Source organism: Altererythrobacter sp. GH1-8, assembly GCF_043702085.1.
Taxonomy (GTDB): Bacteria; Pseudomonadota; Alphaproteobacteria; order Sphingomonadales; family Sphingomonadaceae; genus Erythrobacter.
In genome coordinates this window covers 2,561,225-2,581,323 of record NZ_CP171690.1, presented here as the reverse complement: position 1 = coordinate 2,581,323, position 20,099 = coordinate 2,561,225, and the positions used below count along the sequence as shown (strand labels likewise).

Genomic DNA, 20,099 nt, shown 5'->3' with positions numbered 1-20,099 from the left:
CGCGATGGTGATGGCAGCAGGGCTGGGCAAGCGAATGCGGCCGCTGACCGCGAGCCAGCCCAAACCGCTGGTGCGCGTGGCTGGCAAGCCGCTGATCGACCATGCGCTTGATCGGCTGGCCGATGCCGGTGTCGCGAAGGCGGTGGTCAATGTGCATTACCTGGCGGACTCGCTCGAAGCGCACCTCAAGGAGCGCAGCAACCCCGCCATCACCATTTCCGACGAGCGCGATGAATTGCTCGAAACGGGCGGAGGGATGATCAAGGCGCAGTCCAATCTGCCTGATCCGTTCTTCTGCCTGAACGCGGACAACATCTGGCTCGACGGGCCGAAAAACGCGTTTCATGACCTCTCGCGGGTATGGGACCCGGTGCGGATGGATGCGCTGCTGCTGGTCGTCCCGCATTCGCGCGCCGCCAATTTCAACGGGCCCGGCGATTTCCACATGGATACTCTGGGACGTCTGAGGAGGCGGCAGACCGGCCGCATCGCACCCTTTATCTATACCGGGATCCAGCTCGTCTCACACCGTCTGCTGCGCGAGGCGCCCGAAGGCAAATTCTCCACCAATGTCTTGTGGAATCGTGCGATGGAGGAAGACCGCTTGTTCGGCACCGGCTTTACCGGCCAATGGTTCGAAGTCGGCACGCCTGAAGCGATCAAACCGACGGAGATCGCCCTGGGCCGTGGCTGAGCGCAAGGAGACCAGCGTTTATTCGATCGCCGCGCATCGCGGTTTTGCCGATGCGCTCGTCGCGGGGCTGGTGCCGCGTTACAATGAAGGCGCGCTCGGCCTCGCCAATCTCACCTTGCTGCTACCAAGTGCGCGTGCCGGAAGGACGGTGTCCGAGGCGTTCATTCGCCACGCCGGTGAGCAAGGACGCAAGGGTCTGCTCATGCCGCGCATGGCGATGGTCGGCGATCTCGATCTTGAGGAAACGCTCGGCGCTCTGCTCGATCCGCTGGGAAGCTCGGACATTCCGCCTGCCGTTGAACCGACGCGGCGCTGGCTCGAACTTGCGCGCATTCTTGCAGTGGAACTGGAGGCCGAAGAAGGCGAGACCCCGTCTAGAGCCGCAACGCTGCGGATGGCACGTGAACTGGCGAGCACCATCGACCGGTTGCTGGTTGAGCAGATAGAGCCGCAGGACCTGCTGAGTGAGCGAGTGCTCACGCTTGTCGGTGACCTGTCCGAGCACTGGAAAGAGAGCACGCGGGTGTTCGCGCGTGTCCTTGTCCGCTGGCGCAGCTGGCTCGATGAGCGCGGGCTCGTCGATGCGGCCGAGCGGCGTAACCGCCTGTTCGAACGTGCCGCCAGGCAATGGCGGACAAACCCGCCGGACATGCCGATTGTCGCGGCGGGCGTGACCAGCGCCGCACCCGCACTGGCAAAGCTGTTGCGGGTGATTGCCGATCTGCCGCAGGGCGCCGTGATCCTGCCCGATCTGGACCTCGCCATGAGCGATGATGCGTGGAACGAACTGGGCCGGGCTGGCGCACCCGCACCCGATGATCAGGAAGTCTTCGCCAAATCGGATGCGGTCACTCATCCGCAATACCATCTGAAGCTGCTACTCAACCGAATGAGCGTCAACCGGGCGGAAGTGCAGCCGTGGCACCGCCGCGGGCTGAGTGCGTCCGCTCCACAGCGCTCAAGGGCCGTATCCGCGCTGTTCCTGCCACCTCAGGCGAGCAAGGCGTGGATTGATATGCCCTCGGAAGAGCGCCGCTTTTCTGACTTGCGCTTGCTGCAAAGCGCAACCATCGAGGAAGAAGCGCAAAGCATTGCCTTGCTGGTTCGCGAAGCGCTGGAAGAACCTGAAAAGCGGGTTGCCGTCATAACACCCGATCGCGGCCTCGCGCGGCGTGTCTCGCAGCATTTGCAGCGCTGGAACATCGCTGCTGACGACACAGCTGGCCGCCCGCTCGATCTGACCCCGGCTGGCCGACTGTTCCTGCTGCTCGCGGAGATTGCGAGCGAAGGGCCGCTGCCGATCCCGCTTGTTGCCGCGCTTGGCCATCCACTGGTGCATCGGGGCGAGCCGCGCCGCGCGTGGCTTGCGAGCCTGCGCGCGTTTGAACGGCGGCTGCGCGGGCCGCGACCCTCGCCGGGCCTCGCGCCGCTTGGCACCTTGGCGAAACAGACGGAGGAAGACGAGTGGTGGGCTGAGGTCGAGCCGATCCTCGCGCCGCTCACGGCTTTCGCCGATCGCGAAGACATAGCGCTGGCAGATGCGCTCAGCCTGCTGGCGGAGGCCGCAGAAGCACTTGCAGGCGATGCCGTATGGAGCGCGGAGGATGGCCGCGCGCTCAGCGCTTTCATCGAAGATCTGCGCAATCATGCGGGCGAGACGCAAACATCCCTTGCCCCACCAGACCTCACCGCCGCCTTGCGCGACGCGATGGCGCAGATTGCAGTACGTCCGCCCTATGGCGGGCATCCGCGCGTGGCGATCTACGGGCTGCTCGAATCGCGCATGACGCGTGCGGACCTGGTGATTTGCGGTGGGCTAAACGAAGGGACGTGGCCGGGCATTCCGGGCCCCGATCCGATCCTCGCGCCTGCTCTGCTCCGGGCGCTTGGTGTGCCAGCCAATGACTTTCGCATTGGTCTTGCAGCCCATGATCTTGCAGGGGCCCTAGGCGCACCGGAAGTGATCGTCAGCCGGGCCTTGCGCGATGCCGATGGCCCCACGATCCCGTCGCGCTTTCTCTCGCGGATTGAAGCCCTGCTGGGCGAGAAAAGCGTCTCGGAGCATCGAGAGCTGACTGTCCCGCGATGGGTCCAGCAACTGGATCGCGATCCGCCGCGCGCACAGACCTATGCGAGGCCGCAGCCTGATCCGGCGCCTGAACTGCGCAAGGTCGATATTCGCGTGACCGCGCTCGACCGCCTGCTGGGCGATCCGTACCAGTTCTATGCGCAGTCGATCCTCGACCTGCGCGTTCTCGATCCGCTCGACGGAGACGTGACGCAGGACCCGGCGTGGCAGGGAACGCTCGCGCATGACATGATCGAGGAATGGCACCGGGTACGACAGAATGACCCGAGCATATCGATCGAAGCGGTCGCGCGCGAAGTTCTGGCGCGAAAGGATGCGCACCCGCTGCTGCGCGGGCTGTGGCTGCCGCGATTGCTTGAAGGCCTCAAATGGGTGGAAGAGACCGTCAATGCGCAGACCGGCAGAGAGGTGCTCGGTGTCGAGCTCAAGGGCGCGATGCAGGTAGATGGCGTGAAGGTCTATGGCCGCGCGGACCGGATCGATAGTCTGGAAGACGGCAGCCTAGCGATTATCGACTACAAGACGGGCAAGCCGCCCTCGAAAGCTGAAGTCGCAGCTGGATACCGGCTTCAGCTTGGAATTCTTGGTCTAATCCTAGCAAACGGGTCGTTTGAATTGGAAAACGGCGATCTTCTTTCCGGTAAGCCAAGTAGCTTCGAATTCTGGTCCCTCCGAAAAGCGAATGGTGAGTTCGGTGAGTTATTTAAACCCTATAAAGACGGGCCCAAACAAGGCGGTTTGCTCCCGGAGGACTTCATACCTCATCATGAGGCCAAGCTTTTTGAAGCAATTCGCGATTACATCAAGGGCCGCAAACCCTTCACTGCAAAGCTAAATCCTGACTATCCCGGATATGCCGATTTCGATCAGCTGATGCGGTTGGAGGAGTGGCAGATCGCGCTTGCGGATGAGGACGACGCGGCATGAGCGGTGCCGTCTTCCCTCTGATCGATAACCAGAAGCTTGCGGTCGATCCGCAGGAGAGCGTGTGGCTGTCGGCCTCTGCCGGGACCGGCAAGACGCAAGTGCTTTCCGCGCGCGTCCTGCGCTTGCTGCTGCAGCCGCGGGTCGAGCCTGGACAGATTCTGTGCCTCACCTTTACCAAGGCGGGCGCGGCCGAGATGGCGGTACGGATCAATTCGGTGCTGGCTCGCTGGGTGCGACTCGAAGACACTCGGTTGTCGCAGGAACTCGGATACCTTGGTGCACCAACAGGACCTGAAACACGCGAAAAGGCGCGGACACTGTTCGCCAGCGTGCTTGATTGCCCGGGTGGCGGGCTAAGGATCGATACGATCCACGCGTTCTCGCAGTGGTTGCTGGCAAACTTCCCGCAAGAGGCTGGGCTGCAACCCGGCATGCGTCCGATAGAGGACCGCGAGCGCGAAATCCTCGCGCGCGATGTGCTGTCCGAAATGCTGGTCGAGGCCGAGCGTACGAACGACACGGGCGTGCTTGAAGCGGTGGCGGAATTCACTCGTCGCAAGGGGCCCGATGCCTTGCGGGGTTGGCTGATGCGCTGCGCCAAGCACGAGGAACTGTGGATCGGCAAGAGCGGCTGGCAGCCACCGATGCGCGGGCAGGTGCTACAATTGCTTGGCCTGCCGAGCGATGCGGGTGCGCAGTGGGCAGCTCAGGCGCTTGCGCCTGACGTGTTTCCTGATGACCAGCTGCGCGCGATGCTGCCAACCCTGCAAGGTTGGAATGCCAAGAACGGTGCACAGAGCGCTGACTTGATCCAGCGCTGGTTGCCTGCCGATCTCTCAGGCCGAGCTCAACTTCTGCCGGAGTTCTACGACACAATCCTCAAGAAGGACGGCTTACCGCGCGTCATGAAGAAGCCGTGCGATGTCGATCCGCAGTTCGCAGACCGCCAGAACCATATCGCACAGGCCATAGCAGAGGTGGCAGAGCGTCAGCGCCTGCTCGACCTCGCCGGTTTTCTCACTCCCGCGCTGGAGCTCGGACGCCACTTCGCCCTACGCTGGCGCGAGGCAAATCAGCGCGAGGGGCTGCTCGATTTTGATGATCTGATCGCAATGGCGGCGGGCTTGCTTACGCAAAAGGACTCTGCGGACTGGATTCGCTACAAGCTTGACCGGACATTCGACCATATCCTCGTTGACGAGGCACAGGACACCAACACTAGCCAATGGCGGATCATCCTTGAAGGTCTGATCGACGACTTCTTTGCTGGCGAAGGCGCGCGCGCGGATCATGTCCGCACGATCTTCACGGTGGGCGATTACAAGCAGGCTATCTTCGGCTTTCAGGGCACCAGCCCGGACAATTTCGAAGCGGCCAAGCAGCGCGTCACAGCGATGATGGCGGGCACGGCGGAGAATGCCGCCAGGATGCGCGGGTCCAATCGCCAAAGTGAGCTCAAGGACCTGGATCTCGCGCGCAGCTTCCGTACGGCGCAGCCGGTGCTGGATTTTGTCGATCGCGCCATTGCGGAGATCGGGCCCGAAGCTCTCGGCCTGTCAGAACAAGCCACGCGGCACATCGGCGAGGACCGCGCAGGGCTTGTGACCTTGTGGGACCCGGTGCGCACGGAAGACCCCGAAGAAGAAGAACACGACAGACCCACCAATGACGGCGACGATAGCGAGCAGGGCTGGCTCTCACAGCACGACCGCAAGCTTGCAAACCGGATCGCAAGGCAGGTCGAACGCTGGCTCAAATCCGAACCGTTCATCCTTGAAAAGGGCAGGCGGCGGCGGGCCAAAGCAGGCGATATCATGGTGCTGGTCCGCAAGCGCCGCGAGCTGGCTTCGCTGATCGTTGGCAGGCTCCATGCAAAGGGGGTTCCAGTGGCGGGTGTGGACCGGCTGCGGCTGGGCGCGCCGCTTGCGGTCAAGGACATCATGGCGGCTCTGCGCTTTGCCGCGCAGCCGCTCGATGATCTGAGCCTTGCGAACCTGTTGTCCTCGCCTTTGGTCGGGTGGACCCAGGACGATCTGCTTGCGCATGTGCCGCGCAAACAAGGCATGAGGCTGTGGGAGCATTTGCGCGGCAGCGACGAGCCCAAGGTGGTGCAGACGGTTGCGCAGCTTCGCGAGCTCCTTGCGCGGGCGGATTTCGACACCCCGCAAGCGCTTATTGCATGGCTGCTGACTGGACCGTGGCGGGGCAGGGCGAAGCTCGTCGCGCGGCTGGGCCGCGAAGCCAATGACCCGCTCGACGAATTGCTTAACGCAGCATTCGCCTATGAAGCGACGGCTACACCAAGCCTGGCCGGCTTCATCCAGTGGTTTGATGCGGGCGCAGGCGAGCTGAAGCGCGATCCCGGCGGAGAGGCCGACCAGGTCCGGGTGATGACTGTCCACGGCTCGAAGGGCTTGCAGGCGCCGATCGTAATCCTCGCGGATGCCACCGGCAGTCCGGGGCAGGGCGGCGACATCGCGCTGCCGGAAAGATTGGGGGAAGCCTTGTCCGGGAGCGCAGAACCTCGCAGCGTGCCTGTGCCGAGCTTGTCCAAGGACGAGCGCGCTGGACCCGTTGAAGAGGCCTGGCAACGCGCGCAACTCGACGAGCTCAAAGAGCATTGGCGGCTGCTCTATGTCGCGATGACCCGCGCGGAAGAGGCGCTGTTCATTGGCGGATCGCTTGGGCCGCGCAACAAGAATGGGCCGCCCGAAGACAGCTGGTATGCGCGGCTCGCGCCGCTGTTCGGCGAGGATGCTCTGGCCGATGACATCTGGCTTGGCAGGCGCGAGCTCGGCTGCCGTGCGGACTATGTCGAAGCAGATACGGACGAAGCTTTGGCCGCTCCTTCAAAGGTCGAGACGCCCGCGTGGCTGACCAGGCCCATCGGACCGGAGCCGCGCCCGCCAAGGCCGCTTGCACCGTCCGCTGCTGGGGAGGAGGCAGGGGCCGACCCTCCCTTGAAACCGGCTGAAGCCAAGGTGGCTGCGCGGCGCGGAGTCCTGCTTCACCGCTTGCTTGAACGGTTGCCGGACGTGGCAGAGGCGGAGCGCGAGGAGAAAGCCGCGGCGTGGCTTGCCAAGCAGGCATGGGATCTCGGCGAGCTGGAACGAAGCGAAATCCTCGCGAGTGCTTTGTCGGTTGTGTCAATGCTTGAGTTTTCCGACATTTTCTCGTCGCGATCGCTGGCAGAAGTGCCTTTGGCAGCGACAGTCGGCGGCGAAGTCATCGCTGGCATTGCGGACCGTTTGCTGGTCACCGATGAGGCTGTGACGGTGGTTGATTTCAAGACCACGCGCCGCCCGCCAATCAGCGAAAGCGAAGTTCCGGCCGCCACTCTTAAGCAAATGGCCGCTTATGCCGCAGCCTTGGGAGCGATCTATCCAGACAGGCCGGTGCGCGCGGCCTTGCTCTACACTCACGCGCCGCTGCTGCTCAGCCTTTCCGAGGCCACTTTGGCCCCGCACAAGTCCGCCTTTGTGGACAGCGAGTAATCCTTGTGCCCGGTAACCGTTGTGCTGACGCGCGCGAAGCCTACATTGGCATCAACATACAGAACGAAGGAGATAGGTCATGGCCACTGTCGAAGTGACCGATGCAAGCTGGCAGAGCGACGTACTGGAATCGGATAAGCCCGTTCTGGTCGATTTCTGGGCGGACTGGTGCGGCCCGTGCAAAATGATTGCGCCCGCGCTTGAGGAAATCAGCGATGAGCTGGCAGACAAGGTCATCATTGCCAAGATGGACATAATGGAGAACCCCGACACGCCCGGCAGGCTGGGCGTGCAGGGTATTCCTTATCTCGCGCTCTACAAGGGCGGGGAGATTGTCGCGCAGCTTCAGGGTGCACGGCCAAAAAGCCAATTGAAGCAATGGCTTGAAGCCGAACTTTAAGGCCTAGTACATACCATCCATGCGCGCGGCGAGCTCGTCCCACAGGGCGGGGCTGGCCGCGCCAAGCATGCCTTTGCGATCCCATTCATCGACCCGATAGGGAGAGCCATCAGGGCGCGCCACCTTGCCGCCTGCTTCATTGAGCCACAGCACGCCTGCGGCATGATCCCATGCAAGGGTGCGCTCAAAGAACGACACATCGTTTTGCCCTAGCGCGAGGCGCGGATATTGCTCGGCGGCGCAGCGCGGGGTCTCTGCCAGATTGTAATGCGGAGCGAGGCGTTGATTGACTTGTTCGCGGCGTATCTCATCCAGGAACACGACAGAAATGGCGGCGACCGCCGGATCCTGGCCCGTGGTTCGGGCTGCTATGCGCTCGCCATTCACAAAGGCTCCTTCGCCGCGCCGCGCATGGCAGAGCCGATCCGTTTTCGGATCGTAGAGCCAGCCTGCGAGCGTTTCGCCTGCATCGGCGAGAGCAATGATAATCCCGAACGGGTCCTTGCCTTCGGAAAAGTTCATCGTCCCATCAAGTGGGTCGATGATCCAGCACTGGCTGGAAAGGTGGTCCAGCACGGCCTTGTCGGCATGGGCGGCCTCTTCGCCGACAATCGGAACGCCGGGCGCAAGCTTGGTGAGCGCATCGGTCAGGAAGGCTTCGACTTCGCGATCCACGATTGTGACGGGATCATCCTTGCCCTTCTGCTCGATTTCCCCATCCGCCAGATTCTGGAAGCGGGGCAGCATCGAGCGCTCGGCGGCAAAGCGCAGCAGATCGCGGATCTCGCTGTCGAGCGCGGTCATCCCGTCGTTGCTCATGAGCGGTAATCTGCATTGATCGCGATATAGCCGTGCGTGAGATCACAGGTCCAAACGCTTGCCCGGCCATTTCCGATGCCAAGATCAACTGAGATATCGATGTCCTGACCCTTCAGATGCTGCGCAACCGGGGCCTCGTCATATTCCGCCACGGGCAGTCCTTCGCGCGCCGTCCATATCCCGCCAAAGCCGATCGATAGCTTGTCGCGATCGGCTGGCTCGCCTGCCTTGCCGACTGCCATGACAACGCGGCCCCAATTGGCGTCTTCGCCCGCGATTGCTGTCTTGACCAAAGGCGAGTTCGCAATGGCCAGCCCTACGCGCCGCGCGCTGTCATCGGAGACCGCGCCGGAGACCCGGATAGTGACGAATTTCTGAGCGCCTTCGCCATCCCGGACGACCAGATGGGCAAGCTGCCGGCAGACATCGCTGAGCGCTGCCGAGAACGCATCTGCTCCCGGACTGTCCCAGCTGCTCAAAGGCGCGTGTCCGGCCTTCCCGGTTGCAAACGCCAGCACGGTGTCGCTGGTCGAAGTGTCGCCATCGACGGTAATGCAAGAGAAGCTATCAAGGTTTGCTGCGCTGAGCATTTCCTGCAGGAAAGCAGGCTCTACCGCCGCATCGGTGAAGATGTAGCCGAGCATGGTCGCCATGTCCGGCGCGATCATGCCACTGCCCTTGATGAAACCGCACAGGTGCACCTTGGTCTCGCCGATCATCGCGCTGGCATGCGCGCCTTTCGTGAATGTATCGGTCGTGCCGATGGCCTTGGCCGCATCTTCCCATCCGCATGGCTCAGCCGTGAGTGCTGCTGCCACGCCTGCGCGTGCCTTGTCCTTGGGGAGCGGCACGCCAATGACCCCGGTTGAAGAGACGAAAACCTGCGTCGATGCGCACCCAAGGTGCTCCGCTACCTGGTCCATGATCTGCTCGACCGCTTCGCGACCGCGATATCCGGTGAAAGCGTTGGAATTGCCTGCATTGACGATCAGCGCGCGCGCTGAGCCCGATTTGACGTGTTCGCGGCCCAATTCGACTTCGCTCGATGCGCAGGCGCTTTGCGTGAATACGCCGGCGACGGACGTGCCTTCCGCCAGCTCCGCATAAGTGAGATCGCAGCGGTCCCAGTTCTTGTATCGCGCCCTGGCAACACGCAGGGTCACGCCGTCAATTTTGGGCATGTCAGGGAAGGGCATGGCGAGGGGTGAGCGGGTAAGGTCCATGGCAAGGCCTCTAAGTCACGCGACGTTCACAGTAAATGCGTATTGCAGGTGGACGATTCTGCACTGAATCGCTATGTGAGGGTTGTCATGCGACGCCAGATACTCGCTCTCCTTGCCCTTCTTACAGGGCTTGCCGCTATCGGTACACCGGCACATGCGTCGGTGGCCGAGGCATTGAGCTGCGAGATCGGGGCTTCTGCTCTCGAACAGCACGGCACGCAGCAAGAACGTCAGGCATGTGAGGACGACAATGTCCACGCACCCACGAAAGGTCCTGCCGAAGCTGATCCTCCTGCCAGGAAAACCAAGCGGGTTATCCGTCCACCGGTGCTGTTCGGTATTGACCGCGCTTACGAATAGCGCGCGCTTCCTGACAATTTGACCCCGTTTTCGGGCAGTCGACGCATTTTCAGCGCGGCTGCCCTCTTTCCAGACATAGCGCGCAGCGAAATGCCGCATGAATCCAAGCAGGAATCTCGCCACCATGTTTCAGACTATTGCCAAATCGATTTTCGGCTCTTCCAACGACCGCTACGTCAAGTCGCTGGGAAAGATCGTCAATCAAATCAACGCGCTCGAGCCGCAAATTCAGACACTGAGCGACGAGGAACTCAAGGCGCAGACCAACAAGTTCCGCGATATGCTGGACAGCGGAACGAAGCTCGATGACATTCTGCCGGAAGCATTTGCGACGGTTCGCGAAGCGTCTGTCCGCGTGCTCGGCATGCGTCACTTCGATGTCCAGATGATCGGCGGCATCGTGCTTCACAGGGGCGAGATTTCCGAGATGAAGACGGGCGAGGGCAAGACGCTGGTGGCAACGCTGGCGACTTACCTCAACGCGATTGAAGGCAAGGGCGTCCATGTCATCACCGTGAACGATTACCTTGCACGCCGTGATGCCGAGTGGATGGGCAAGCTCCACAACTGGCTCGGCCTGACGGTCGGCGTAATCGTTCCCAACATGAACGAATATGAGCGCCGTGATGCCTACAATGCCGACATCACCTATGGCACGAATAACGAGTTTGGCTTCGACTATCTGCGCGACAACATGAAGCACTCGCGGGACCAGATGGTCCAGCGCCCCTTCAACTTCGCTATTATCGACGAGGTTGATTCGATCCTGATCGACGAAGCCCGCACGCCGCTGATCATTTCCGGCCCGACCGAAGATAAGTCCGATCTTTATGTCGCGCTCGACGAAATCGTGAAGGAAGTGCCGGAAGACTGGTTCGAAAAGGACGAGAAAAGCCGCAACATCCAGCTGACTGAAGACGGTACGGAAGAGATCGAGAAGCTCCTGATCGAGAAGGGTCTGCTCGAAACCGACAATCTTTATGACGTCGAGAACACGCAGGTTGTACACCACATGGACCAGGCCCTGAAGGCGGTCCACATGTTCAAGCGCGACACCGACTATATCGTCAAGGACAACAAGGTCGTCATCATCGACGAGTTCACCGGGCGTATGATGGAAGGCCGGAGGTGGTCCAACGGCCTGCACCAGGCGGTCGAAGCGAAGGAAGGGGTCAAGATCGAGCCGGAAAACCAGACCATGGCCTCGATCACTTTTCAGAACTACTTCCGCATGTATCCCAAGCTTTCCGGTATGACCGGCACCGCGGCGACCGAAGCAGCGGAATTCTGGGACGTCTACAAGATGAACGTGGTCGAGATCCCGACTAATGTTCCGGTCCAGCGGATCGACGAAGAAGACGAATTCTACAAGAATACGATGGACAAGTTCCAGGCGATCGCGAAGGCGATTGCGGAGAAGTCGAAGATTGGCCAGCCTGTGCTGGTCGGTACTGTGTCGATCGAAAAGTCCGAATTGCTCAGCCAGTTCCTTGAGAAGGAGGGGGTCAAGCACGCGGTTCTGAACGCGCGTTTCCACGAACAGGAAGCGCATATCGTGGCGCAGGCCGGCCGGCTTGGCGCGGTCACTATTGCCACCAACATGGCAGGGCGCGGGACCGATATTCAGCTCGGTGGTAACGTCGAATTCCGAATAGAAGACGAGCTGCGCGATCTGGAAGAAGGGCCGAAGCGCGATGCCGAGATCGAGCGGATCAAGGCAGAAGTCGCAGCCGAAAAGAAGAAAGTGCTCGAAGCGGGCGGGCTGTTTGTGCTCGGCACGGAGCGGCATGAAAGCCGCCGGATCGACAACCAGTTGCGCGGGCGTTCAGGCCGCCAGGGTGATCCGGGCCTGTCGCGTTTCTACCTGTGCCTGGAGGATGACCTTCTGAGGATATTCGGGCCGGACACGCTGTTTGCCAAGATGATGAATTCGAACCTTGCCGATGGCGAGGCGATCGGTTCGAAATGGCTCTCCAAGGCGATTGAAACTGCGCAGAAGAAGGTCGAAGCGCGCAACTATGACGCGCGCAAGCAGGTCGTCCAGTACGACGACGTGATGAACGATCAACGCAAGGTGATTTACGAGCAGCGCGGCGAGATCATGGAAACCGACACGGTCGAGGAAGTCGTCACCGACATGCGGCACGACACGATTAATTCGATTGTCGGAACGGCATGCCCTCCAGGCTCTTACCCTGAGCAATGGGATATCGAAGGCCTCAAGGAAAAAGTCGAAGACGTGTTCGGCATTCAGCCGCCGATTGACCTCTGGCTTGAGGAAGAGGCAGTCGAACCGGAAATCTTCGAAGAGCGACTGCGTGAACAGACCGATGCGATCATGGAAAAGAAGGTCGCCGAACTCGAGGGAGGGATCTGGCGCCAGATCGAGAAGTCAGTCTTGCTGGAGCGACTCGATTATCACTGGAAAGAACACTTGGCGACGCTCGATGCGCTGCGCCAGGTGGTGTTCCTGCGTGCCTATGCCCAAAAGCAGCCGATCAACGAATACAAGCAGGAAGCTTTCGTCCTGTTCGATTCCATGCTCGATACCTTGCGTGAGGATGTGACGAAGATACTGGTCAAGGCGCAGGTTCAGCCGCAGCCGGCTCCGCGCCAGCAGTCCTTGCCGGACTTGCCGGACTTTCTTACCGGGCATATCGATCCGCTCACTGGTCTCGACAATTCGAACGATGGCGATGGCTCAGCTGAGCGGGCGGAGCTGTTCGGAACGTTGGCGGGCAGCCTGCGCGCAGCCGCCGGACCGGGCGGGGCATTTGTTGATGATCCCTACCGCGACATGGATGTGAGCCGTAACGCCCCATGCCCGTGCGGCTCAGGCAACAAGTACAAGCATTGCCATGGCGCGATTGGCGGCAAAGCACCTGCCGCTTAAGGGAATATGAACTGCGCGCCCGGGGCTATGCCGCGGCGCGCGGCTCTCTCACCATCGGGACAAGCGGTGGGCTGTCTGCAGTCGGATGGATCGGCTCGCCCAGCTGCGTGAAACCGCACGAATTGTAGAAGCCGGTGTTTGCAGGGTTGGAATTCTCCAGATAGGCGCGCAGGCCTGCCCGGTCACACGCGTCGAGCATGGGCTGGATCAGCTTGCGGCCCAGACCCTTGCCTTGTGCGGACGGGCGCACACCAATGCTGAAAAGATAGGCGTGGTCAAAATCCGGGTGTCGGGCCTCCATGGCTTGACCGGTCTTGATACCGCGCTCAATCGCTCCGGGACCCGATGTGAAGAGAGTGTTCATCGCGAAGATCGCATAATCCACGCGCGTGAAACTACCGTGATTGCCGGGCAGCATCCACATGCACGCGCCGTCATCGCGAGCGCGATAGCAAAGCCCACGCTTTGTGTAGATGCGTCTGGCCTGCATCCGGAACAGTGCCCGGATCCCCGCAAAATTGCCGAACAGCCATTGGTTGAAAGGATCATTGCGGAAAGCATCGGCGGTAATGTCACCAATCCGCTTTGCATCGCGCGGACCTGCGATGGCCAGACCAGGTCCAAGCTCGATATCATCCGGTCCCATCGGACATTCCCCCTCGCTCTAAACGCGACGGCCTAGCACTCCGCCGCGCGCGGAGATAGAGAGCGATCATGCCATGGCTTGCCGCTGCCTTTTTCGTGACTGCCTTGCTGTATGCGAGCGTCGGGTTCGGCGGCGGGTCAACCTATGCCGCGCTCCTGGCAGTTTCCGGGCTCGATTACCGCATTCTCCCGCTGATCGCGCTCGCCTGCAATATCGTGGTCGTAGCGGGCAGCACAGTGCGGTTCGCAAGGGCCGGAGTCACGCCATGGCGCGGTGCGGTAATCGTAACGGCGCTCGCAGCGCCGGCGGCTCTGCTAGGCGGCCTTACACCGATCGGCGAAGGGCCGTTCTTTGTCTTGCTAGGGGCAAGCCTGTTGCTGACCGGCGCCACCATGTTGCTGCCGGTATCAGAGACGCAGGCAGCCGAGCCGACGCGCCTTGCGCGGTTCATGCCATTGGCCGCAGCACCTCTGGGCTATCTTGCAGGACTGGTCGGAATTGGCGGCGGGATATTCCTTGCGCCATTACTGCATCTCACGCGCTGGCGCGATGCTCGCAGCATTGCCGCCACAGCGAGTTTTTTCATTCTGGTGAATTCGCTGTTCGGCCTTGCCGGACAGCTGCTGAAGCGGGGGCCGGACGCCTTTGCGGGCGCAATCTATGAGAGCCTGCCGTTGCTGATCGCTGTTGCGATCGGCGGCCAGATTGGCAGCCTGATGGCTCTCAAACTGTTGCCGCCACGCTGGATAAGGTGGTTGACCGCAGCGCTGGTTATTCTTGTAGGAGCCCGCCTCCTGAGCGGGCTCTAGCCAAGATCAAACCGCGCGCAGCAATCGCTCGAACAGGCTCGGGCGTTCCATGGGCTGAATGCGGCCATGTTTGCGCATCCTGAGGCTCGCGTCGGAATAGGGGCGCGGGGCTACCCAGCTGTCAGGGCGGCTCGAATGAAAACTGTAGCGTGTCATGTCTGGCACTCCTTTGTCTCTGGCTTCGTATTGAGCGAGAAAAAGGTTGCGCGCCAGCGCGCGTTAAAGGGCTGTCCGCAAGCGGGATTGTCGATAACCTAAAGGTTAAAGCGCTTGATGAACTAACTGTTAGGCAAGGAAAATTTGGCTCCCCGAGTTGGATTCGAACCAACGACCAAGTGATTAACAGTCACCTACTCTACCGCTGAGCTATCGGGGAGCAGCCTTTACGGCGAGCGCGAGCCTATATGGGGGCAGGAAAGGCTTTGCAAGTGGGTTTTCACCCCGACATCAAGAGTTTTGCAAGATTTGCCCGAACGATCCGGCGGTGCAGCCTTAGACAACGAATTGTTCTGCAACGATACGCTCGTCCAAGGCATGACCAGGATCAAACAGCAGAGTAAGCTCCGTGTCGCGGTCGATTTTCAACGCGACCTCAGCAATATCCCTCAGCTCCTTCTGGTCGGCCACAGCAGAGACCGGACGTTTCTCCGGCTCCAGCACACGGAAGGTTACCGCGCTGCGATCGGGCAGGATTGCACCGCCCCAGCGCCTCGGGCGGAAAGCTGAGATGGGAGTGAGTGCCAACAGCTCCGAATCGAGCGGCAGGATCGGTCCGTTGGCTGACAAGTTGTATGCGGTCGATCCGGCAGGGGTCGCCAGCAAGACGCCGTCACACACCAATTCCTTGATCCTGACTCGGTCATCAACCGAAACCTCGATCTTTGCGGTCTGCCTGGTTTCACGCAGCAGGGATACCTCGTTGATTGCCCGCATGGCATGGCGCGAGCCATCCTTGGTGACCGCCTGCATGGTGATGGGCGCAATGCGCAGAGCGCGCGCCTTGGCAACACGCTTCGCCAGCGTCTTGCCGTTACGATAGCGGTTCATCAGGAAACCGATCGTGCCGAGGTTCATGCCGTACGCCGGAATGATCCGGTTTGTGTCGAGCATTGCGTGCAGGGTCTGCAACATGAAGCCATCACCGCCCAATACGACAAGCGCGTCGGCTTCATCCTGAGGGACCCAGTCATTGGTCTGGACCAGTTCCTGAAAGGCTTCTTGCGCGCGCTCGGTGTCCGATGCGATCAGCGCAAGACGCTTTATCTGCTGGGCCTCTTGCGATTGGGGCATGTCCATCATCCTCTGGTCTTGCCACAGGTTTGCATCAGCCTGCGCCTAAGGGAGTCTCCTAGGTTTGGTTGTGCCATTTTTCAACGCTTCGCAATCTCCACATGCGAGCCAGACGATCTGGGGTTAGGCGAGCTCCATGGAGTCGCATAACACCTTGCCGCCAATGAAGCGGACTGTCGGAATACCACCGGCACTTGAAAAGTCGCTCGCCAGGGACATTGCGCGGGCGATGCAGACGGACCAGATAGAGGTGCGTTTTCAGCCGCAATTCTCAGCCAAGTCTGGCGTGATGGTCGGCGCAGAAGCGCTTGCTCGCTGGGAGCACCCGGTTCTGGGCGTGATTGGCGCGCTGGACCTGTTCGCCATGGCGCAGCGGGTAGGGCTGGTCGGCGATCTGTCGCGCCACACGGTCCAGCTTGCTATCGCAGAGGCTTCCAGTTGGCCATCTGAACTGCGGCTTTCTGTCAATATCACGCCTGAGGAATTGGCCGATCCAGCCTTCGCGAGCGACCTGACCAGGCTGCTGGTCACGCATGGGTTTGCGCCTGCAAGACTGACACTTGAGATTACAGAGCAAACGCTGTTGGGAAACCTCAATGCCAGTGCGCGCGCCTTGACTGCGGTAGCGGCGACGGGCGTGCGCATTGCGCTTGATGACTTTGGCGCGGGCTTCTGCAACTTCCAGTATCTCAAGCGGCTGCCGATCAATGCGATCAAACTCGATCGCAGCATGTTGCACGGAATTACCCGGAGCCAGCGTGATCTGGAGGTGCTGCGCGCTATCTTGCGGCTGGCTGAAGCGCTCGAGCTGGAGACCGTTGCTGAAGGGATCGAGACCGAAGGGCAGCGCAGGGTCGTGATCGATGAGGGGTGCGATGCCTGGCAGGGTTATCTGTGGGCTGAGCCGCTCGGCGCGAGGCAGATGCGGACGCTCGCCAACGTCTAGGCTTTCACTCGCGCAGCCTTGCGCACGATATTCGAAAGCCCCTTGGTAAGCTGGAACAGGCCATTGAGGCGGCTTTGCGGATCACCCCAGGCACGGTTGATCACCAGCTTCATGTCGGGACGCAGCTTTGCCGTTCCCTGGAGCTTGTCGACATAGGCAATGAGGCCCGGTCCATCGGGGAAATCGTCATTATGGAAGGTGACGAGCGTGCCGCGCGCACCGACATCGATCTTCGCGATGTTGGCGGTGATCGCCTGGTGCTTGATCTCGATCAGCTTGATGAGATTGCTGGTAGCGGACGGCAGGTCGCCGAAGCGGTCGATCATCTCAGCTGCCAGCGCTTCGATCTCGCCCTTGTCCTTCGCATCATTGAGCCGTCGGTAGAGCGCCATGCGTACGGTCAGGTCCGGGACGTAGTCTTCGGGGATCATGATCGGCGCATCGACTGTGATCTGCGGCGAGACGGTTTCGCGCGCGGGCTCAAGCCCCATCTCTCCCGCCTTGGCCGCAAGGATCGCGTCCTCCAGCATCGACTGGTAAAGTTCGAACCCGACTTCCTTGATGTGGCCTGACTGTTCATCGCCGAGGAGGTTGCCCGCGCCGCGAATGTCGAGATCATGGCTCGCAAGCTGGAAGCCTGCACCGAGCGAATCGAGATCGCCGAGAACTTTCAGGCGCTTCTCAGCAATCTCGGAAAGCTGCACGTCCTTGCCATAGGTAAGGTAAGCGTATGCGCGCAGCTTCGCGCGGCCCACGCGTCCGCGCAACTGGTACAGCTGAGCCAATCCGAACCGGTCCGCGCGGTGGATAATGATGGTGTTTGCGCTTGGGATATCGAGGCCCGATTCGACGATGGTGGTGGAAAGGAGGATGTCGTACTTCTTGTCGTAGAACGCGCTCATGCGCTCCTCGACTTCGCCCGGTGCCATCTGGCCGTGGGCGGTTACAACCTTCACCTCCGGCACCGTTTCGCGCAGCCATTCCTCCAACTCGCTCATGTCGGAAATACGCGGCACCACGATGAAGCTCTGCCCGCCGCGGTGGTGTTCGCGCAGCAAGGCTTCGCGCATCACTATTTCGTCCCATTCCATCACGTAGGTTCGCACCGCGAGACGGTCCACAGGGGGTGTCTGGATGGTCGAGAGTTCGCGCAGCCCGCTCATCGCCATCTGCAGCGTGCGCGGGATCGGCGTGGCGGTGAGCGTCAGGACGTGGACGTCGGCGCGCAGCTGTTTCAGCCTTTCCTTGTGGGTGACGCCGAAGCGCTGTTCCTCGTCGACTATCACCAGGCCGAGATTGCGGAACTGCGTGCTTTTGGAGAGGATCGCATGGGTACCGATGACGATATCGACATCGCCGCTCGCAAGGCCTTCGCGCGTATCTGTCATTTCCTTGGCCGGAACGAGCCGCGAAAGACGTCCAACTTTCAAAGGGAACCCGGCGAAACGCTCAGCGAAATTCTGGTAGTGCTGGCGCGCTAGCAGGGTGGTTGGCGCGACCACGGCGACCTGCTGGCCGTTCATTGCCGCGACAAAGGCCGCGCGCAGGGCGACTTCGGTCTTGCCGAAGCCGACATCGCCGCACACCAGCCGGTCCATCGGGCGGCCGCTCTCCAGATCGTGCAGCACATCGGCAATCGCACGGTCCTGATCGTCGGTTTCCTCCCACGGGAATTTCTCAACGAACTGGTTGAAGCTGCTTTCCTCGGCTTCCAGAACGGGCGCTTTCTTGAGCGCGCGGGCAGCAGCAACCTGCATCAGCTCGCCGGCAATCTCGCGGATGCGTTCTTTCAGGCGCGCTCGGCGTTTCTGCCATGCTTCGCCGCCGAGCCGGTCAAGCATGACCGCATCTTCAGCCGAACCATAACGGCTGAGTACGTCGATATTCTCTACCGGGATGTAGAGCTTATCGCCGCCCTTGTATTCCAGCATCACGCAGTCGTGCTGGCTTTTGCCGACGGCAATGGGTTCAAGGCCCAGATACTTGCCGATCCCATGCTCGACATGGACGACGAGATCACCCTTACCCAGCGCCTGAAGTTCGGCGAGAAAAGCGTCTGAATCCTTGCGACGCTTCTTGCGGCGGACAAGCCGGTCGCCCAGCAGGTCCTGCTCGGTCAGCAGTTCCAGCTGGTCATTGGCAAAGCCGGTTTCGAGCGGGAGGACCGTTGCGACGGGTTGACCCTTGGCGGCGAGGCCCAGCGCTTCCTGCCAGGTGTCGGCGAGCTTCGTCTCGCATCCCGCTTCGGACAGGATGGACGCAATGCGGGCGCGGCTGCCGGTGGAGTAAGCCGCCAGGAGCGGTTTCTTGCCGGCCTTGGAGATGCTCTGCAGGTGCATGGCCGCGGCCTCGTAGACGTTGTCACCGCGGGCGCGCTCAGGCGAGAAATCGCGCGCTGAGGCAAAGCCAAAGTCAATCACACTTGCGCCTTCGGGTTCGGCGAAAATGACAGATCTGTGTGCGGGGCAGGCGGCGAGCGCTTCGCGAAATTCCTCTTCGCCAAGATAGAGCGATTCTTGCGCCAGCGGGCGATAGCTGCCCGCGGCCTGACCTGCCGCTTGCTCGCGCGCCTGGTGGTAGTCCGCGATATCTTTCAGGCGCTCATCCGCCGACTGTTGAGCAGCGCTGTCGATTACCACTACATCATCTGCGGAGAGATAGTCGAACAGCGTGGCAAGCTTGTCTTCGAACAGCGGCAGCCAATGCTCCATGCCCGCCAATCGCCGCCCATCGCTGACCGCTTCGTAGAGCGGGTCCTGTGTTGCCGTTGCACCAAACAGTTCGCGATAGCGGCTGCGGAAGCGCTTGATGCTGTCTTCATCTAGCAGCGCTTCGGATGCCGGCAAAAGCAAGTGCTGCTTGAGCGTGCCAGTGCTCATTTGCGTAGTCGGATCGAACAGGCGCAGGCTTTCCAGCTCGTCACCAAAGAAATCGAGCCGCAGCCCCTGATCCAGGCTCGAGGGAAACACGTCGACGATCGAGCCGCGCATCGCGAACTCGCCATGGTCCACCACCGTATCGGTGCGGCTGTAGCCTTGCCGCTGGAGCAACGCGGCCAGGCTGTTGTGGCCGATCTCGGTACCGGGTTTGAATTCGCGCACGCTTGCGCGAATGCGGAAGGGCGTGAGGACGCGCTGGAGCGCTGCATTAGCGGTGGTCACCAGCAGCTGCGATCCGGTGTTGCCGTCTCTTTGGCCCGATTGCAGCTTGTAGAGCGCAGAAAGCCGTTTCGCGCTAACCGAAAGGGCAGGGCTCGCCCGGTCATAGGGTAGGCAGTCCCACGCCGGGAATTCGATCACTTCGAGCTCGGGTGCGAAGAATTGCGCAGCCTCTGCCACAGAGCGCATCGCCGCTTCATCCGGTGCGATGAACACCGCGCGCGATTTGGAGGCGCGCGCCAGATCAGCGAGTACCAGCGGCTGCGCCCCGCGCGCAAGAAAGGAAAGCGTCAGCGGTCTGTCCGCTGAAAGGATGCGGGATAGGTCTGGCATGTGCGTCAGTTCAAAGTT

14 protein-coding genes and 1 tRNA gene are annotated in these 20,099 nt (G+C 61.2%); 8 read left to right on the top strand and 7 right to left on the bottom strand.

Annotated elements, in window-relative coordinates; all coding sequences use genetic code 11:
- Positions 1-4 precede the first annotated feature (4 nt).
- The 4 genes from ACG9DO_RS12535 to trxA all read left to right on the top strand — a co-directional run bounded on the left by ACG9DO_RS12535 (position 5) and on the right by trxA (position 7,604).
- Positions 5-694, top strand: coding sequence for a nucleotidyltransferase family protein (locus ACG9DO_RS12535; RefSeq protein WP_394731271.1), 690 nt, complete (start codon positions 5-7; stop codon positions 692-694).
- The gene (addB, locus tag ACG9DO_RS12530) at positions 687-3,710 is read left to right on the top strand and encodes a double-strand break repair protein AddB (protein ID WP_394728414.1); all 3,024 of its coding nucleotides are present in this window, start codon (positions 687-689) and stop codon (positions 3,708-3,710) included. Before ACG9DO_RS12535 ends, addB begins: the two co-directional genes overlap by 8 nt.
- Positions 3,707-7,204 carry a double-strand break repair helicase AddA gene (gene addA / locus ACG9DO_RS12525; protein WP_394728412.1) on the top strand — a complete coding sequence of 1,166 codons (3,498 nt, stop codon included), beginning with the start codon at positions 3,707-3,709 and terminating at the stop codon, positions 7,202-7,204. Before addB ends, addA begins: the two co-directional genes overlap by 4 nt.
- A 79-nt stretch (positions 7,205-7,283) precedes the next feature.
- Positions 7,284-7,604: a thioredoxin gene (gene trxA / locus ACG9DO_RS12520; RefSeq protein WP_394728410.1), complete on the top strand. Its 321-nt coding sequence runs from the start codon at positions 7,284-7,286 to the stop codon at positions 7,602-7,604.
- Between the two features lie 3 nt (positions 7,605-7,607).
- Here trxA and ACG9DO_RS12515 read toward each other — a convergent pair whose 3' ends face one another.
- Both ACG9DO_RS12515 and argJ read right to left on the bottom strand, forming a co-directional pair.
- Entirely contained in the window at positions 7,608-8,423 is an 816-nt protein-coding gene (locus tag ACG9DO_RS12515; protein WP_394728408.1) for an inositol monophosphatase family protein, read from the bottom strand.
- Complete coding sequence (argJ, locus tag ACG9DO_RS12510; RefSeq protein ID WP_394728406.1) at positions 8,420-9,646, bottom strand: bifunctional glutamate N-acetyltransferase/amino-acid acetyltransferase ArgJ; 1,227 nt, start codon at positions 9,644-9,646, stop codon at positions 8,420-8,422. Before argJ ends, ACG9DO_RS12515 begins: the two co-directional genes overlap by 4 nt.
- A gap of 87 nt (positions 9,647-9,733) precedes the next feature.
- Between argJ and ACG9DO_RS12505 the strand changes: the two genes are divergently transcribed.
- The gene (locus ACG9DO_RS12505; protein WP_394728404.1) at positions 9,734-10,006 is read left to right on the top strand and encodes a hypothetical protein; all 273 of its coding nucleotides are present in this window, start codon (positions 9,734-9,736) and stop codon (positions 10,004-10,006) included.
- A 124-nt stretch (positions 10,007-10,130) separates the two neighbouring features.
- A complete protein-coding gene (secA, locus tag ACG9DO_RS12500; RefSeq protein WP_394728402.1) occupies positions 10,131-12,899 on the top strand; it encodes a preprotein translocase subunit SecA in 2,769 nt (922 codons plus the stop codon).
- Positions 12,900-12,924: 25 nt separating this feature from the next.
- Here secA and ACG9DO_RS12495 read toward each other — a convergent pair whose 3' ends face one another.
- Positions 12,925-13,545, bottom strand: a complete 621-nt coding sequence (locus tag ACG9DO_RS12495) for a GNAT family N-acetyltransferase (protein ID WP_394728400.1) — start codon at positions 13,543-13,545, stop codon at positions 12,925-12,927.
- A 68-nt stretch (positions 13,546-13,613) separates the two neighbouring features.
- On the opposite strand from ACG9DO_RS12495, the gene ACG9DO_RS12490 reads away from it, so the two are divergent.
- Positions 13,614-14,354 (top strand): sulfite exporter TauE/SafE family protein, encoded by a 741-nt coding sequence (locus ACG9DO_RS12490; protein WP_394728399.1) that lies wholly within the window; start codon positions 13,614-13,616, stop codon positions 14,352-14,354.
- Between the two features lie 6 nt (positions 14,355-14,360).
- Here the strand turns inward: ACG9DO_RS12490 and ACG9DO_RS12485 are convergent, their stop codons facing one another.
- From ACG9DO_RS12485 to ACG9DO_RS12475, 3 genes are all read right to left on the bottom strand, one after another.
- Entirely contained in the window at positions 14,361-14,510 is a 150-nt protein-coding gene (locus ACG9DO_RS12485) for a hypothetical protein (RefSeq protein WP_394728398.1), read from the bottom strand.
- A 145-nt stretch (positions 14,511-14,655) separates the two neighbouring features.
- A tRNA-Asn gene (locus ACG9DO_RS12480) sits at positions 14,656-14,730 on the bottom strand.
- A 116-nt stretch (positions 14,731-14,846) separates the two neighbouring features.
- The gene (locus ACG9DO_RS12475; RefSeq protein WP_394731270.1) at positions 14,847-15,650 is read right to left on the bottom strand and encodes an NAD kinase; all 804 of its coding nucleotides are present in this window, start codon (positions 15,648-15,650) and stop codon (positions 14,847-14,849) included.
- Positions 15,651-15,780: 130 nt separating this feature from the next.
- Between ACG9DO_RS12475 and ACG9DO_RS12470 the strand changes: the two genes are divergently transcribed.
- Complete coding sequence (locus ACG9DO_RS12470; RefSeq protein WP_394728396.1) at positions 15,781-16,590, top strand: EAL domain-containing protein; 810 nt, start codon at positions 15,781-15,783, stop codon at positions 16,588-16,590.
- Here the strand turns inward: ACG9DO_RS12470 and mfd are convergent.
- Positions 16,587-20,081, bottom strand: a complete 3,495-nt coding sequence (gene mfd / locus ACG9DO_RS12465) for a transcription-repair coupling factor (protein ID WP_394728394.1) — start codon at positions 20,079-20,081, stop codon at positions 16,587-16,589. The two genes, ACG9DO_RS12470 and mfd, sit on opposite strands and share 4 nt — an antisense overlap.
- Positions 20,082-20,099: the final 18 nt, after the last annotated feature.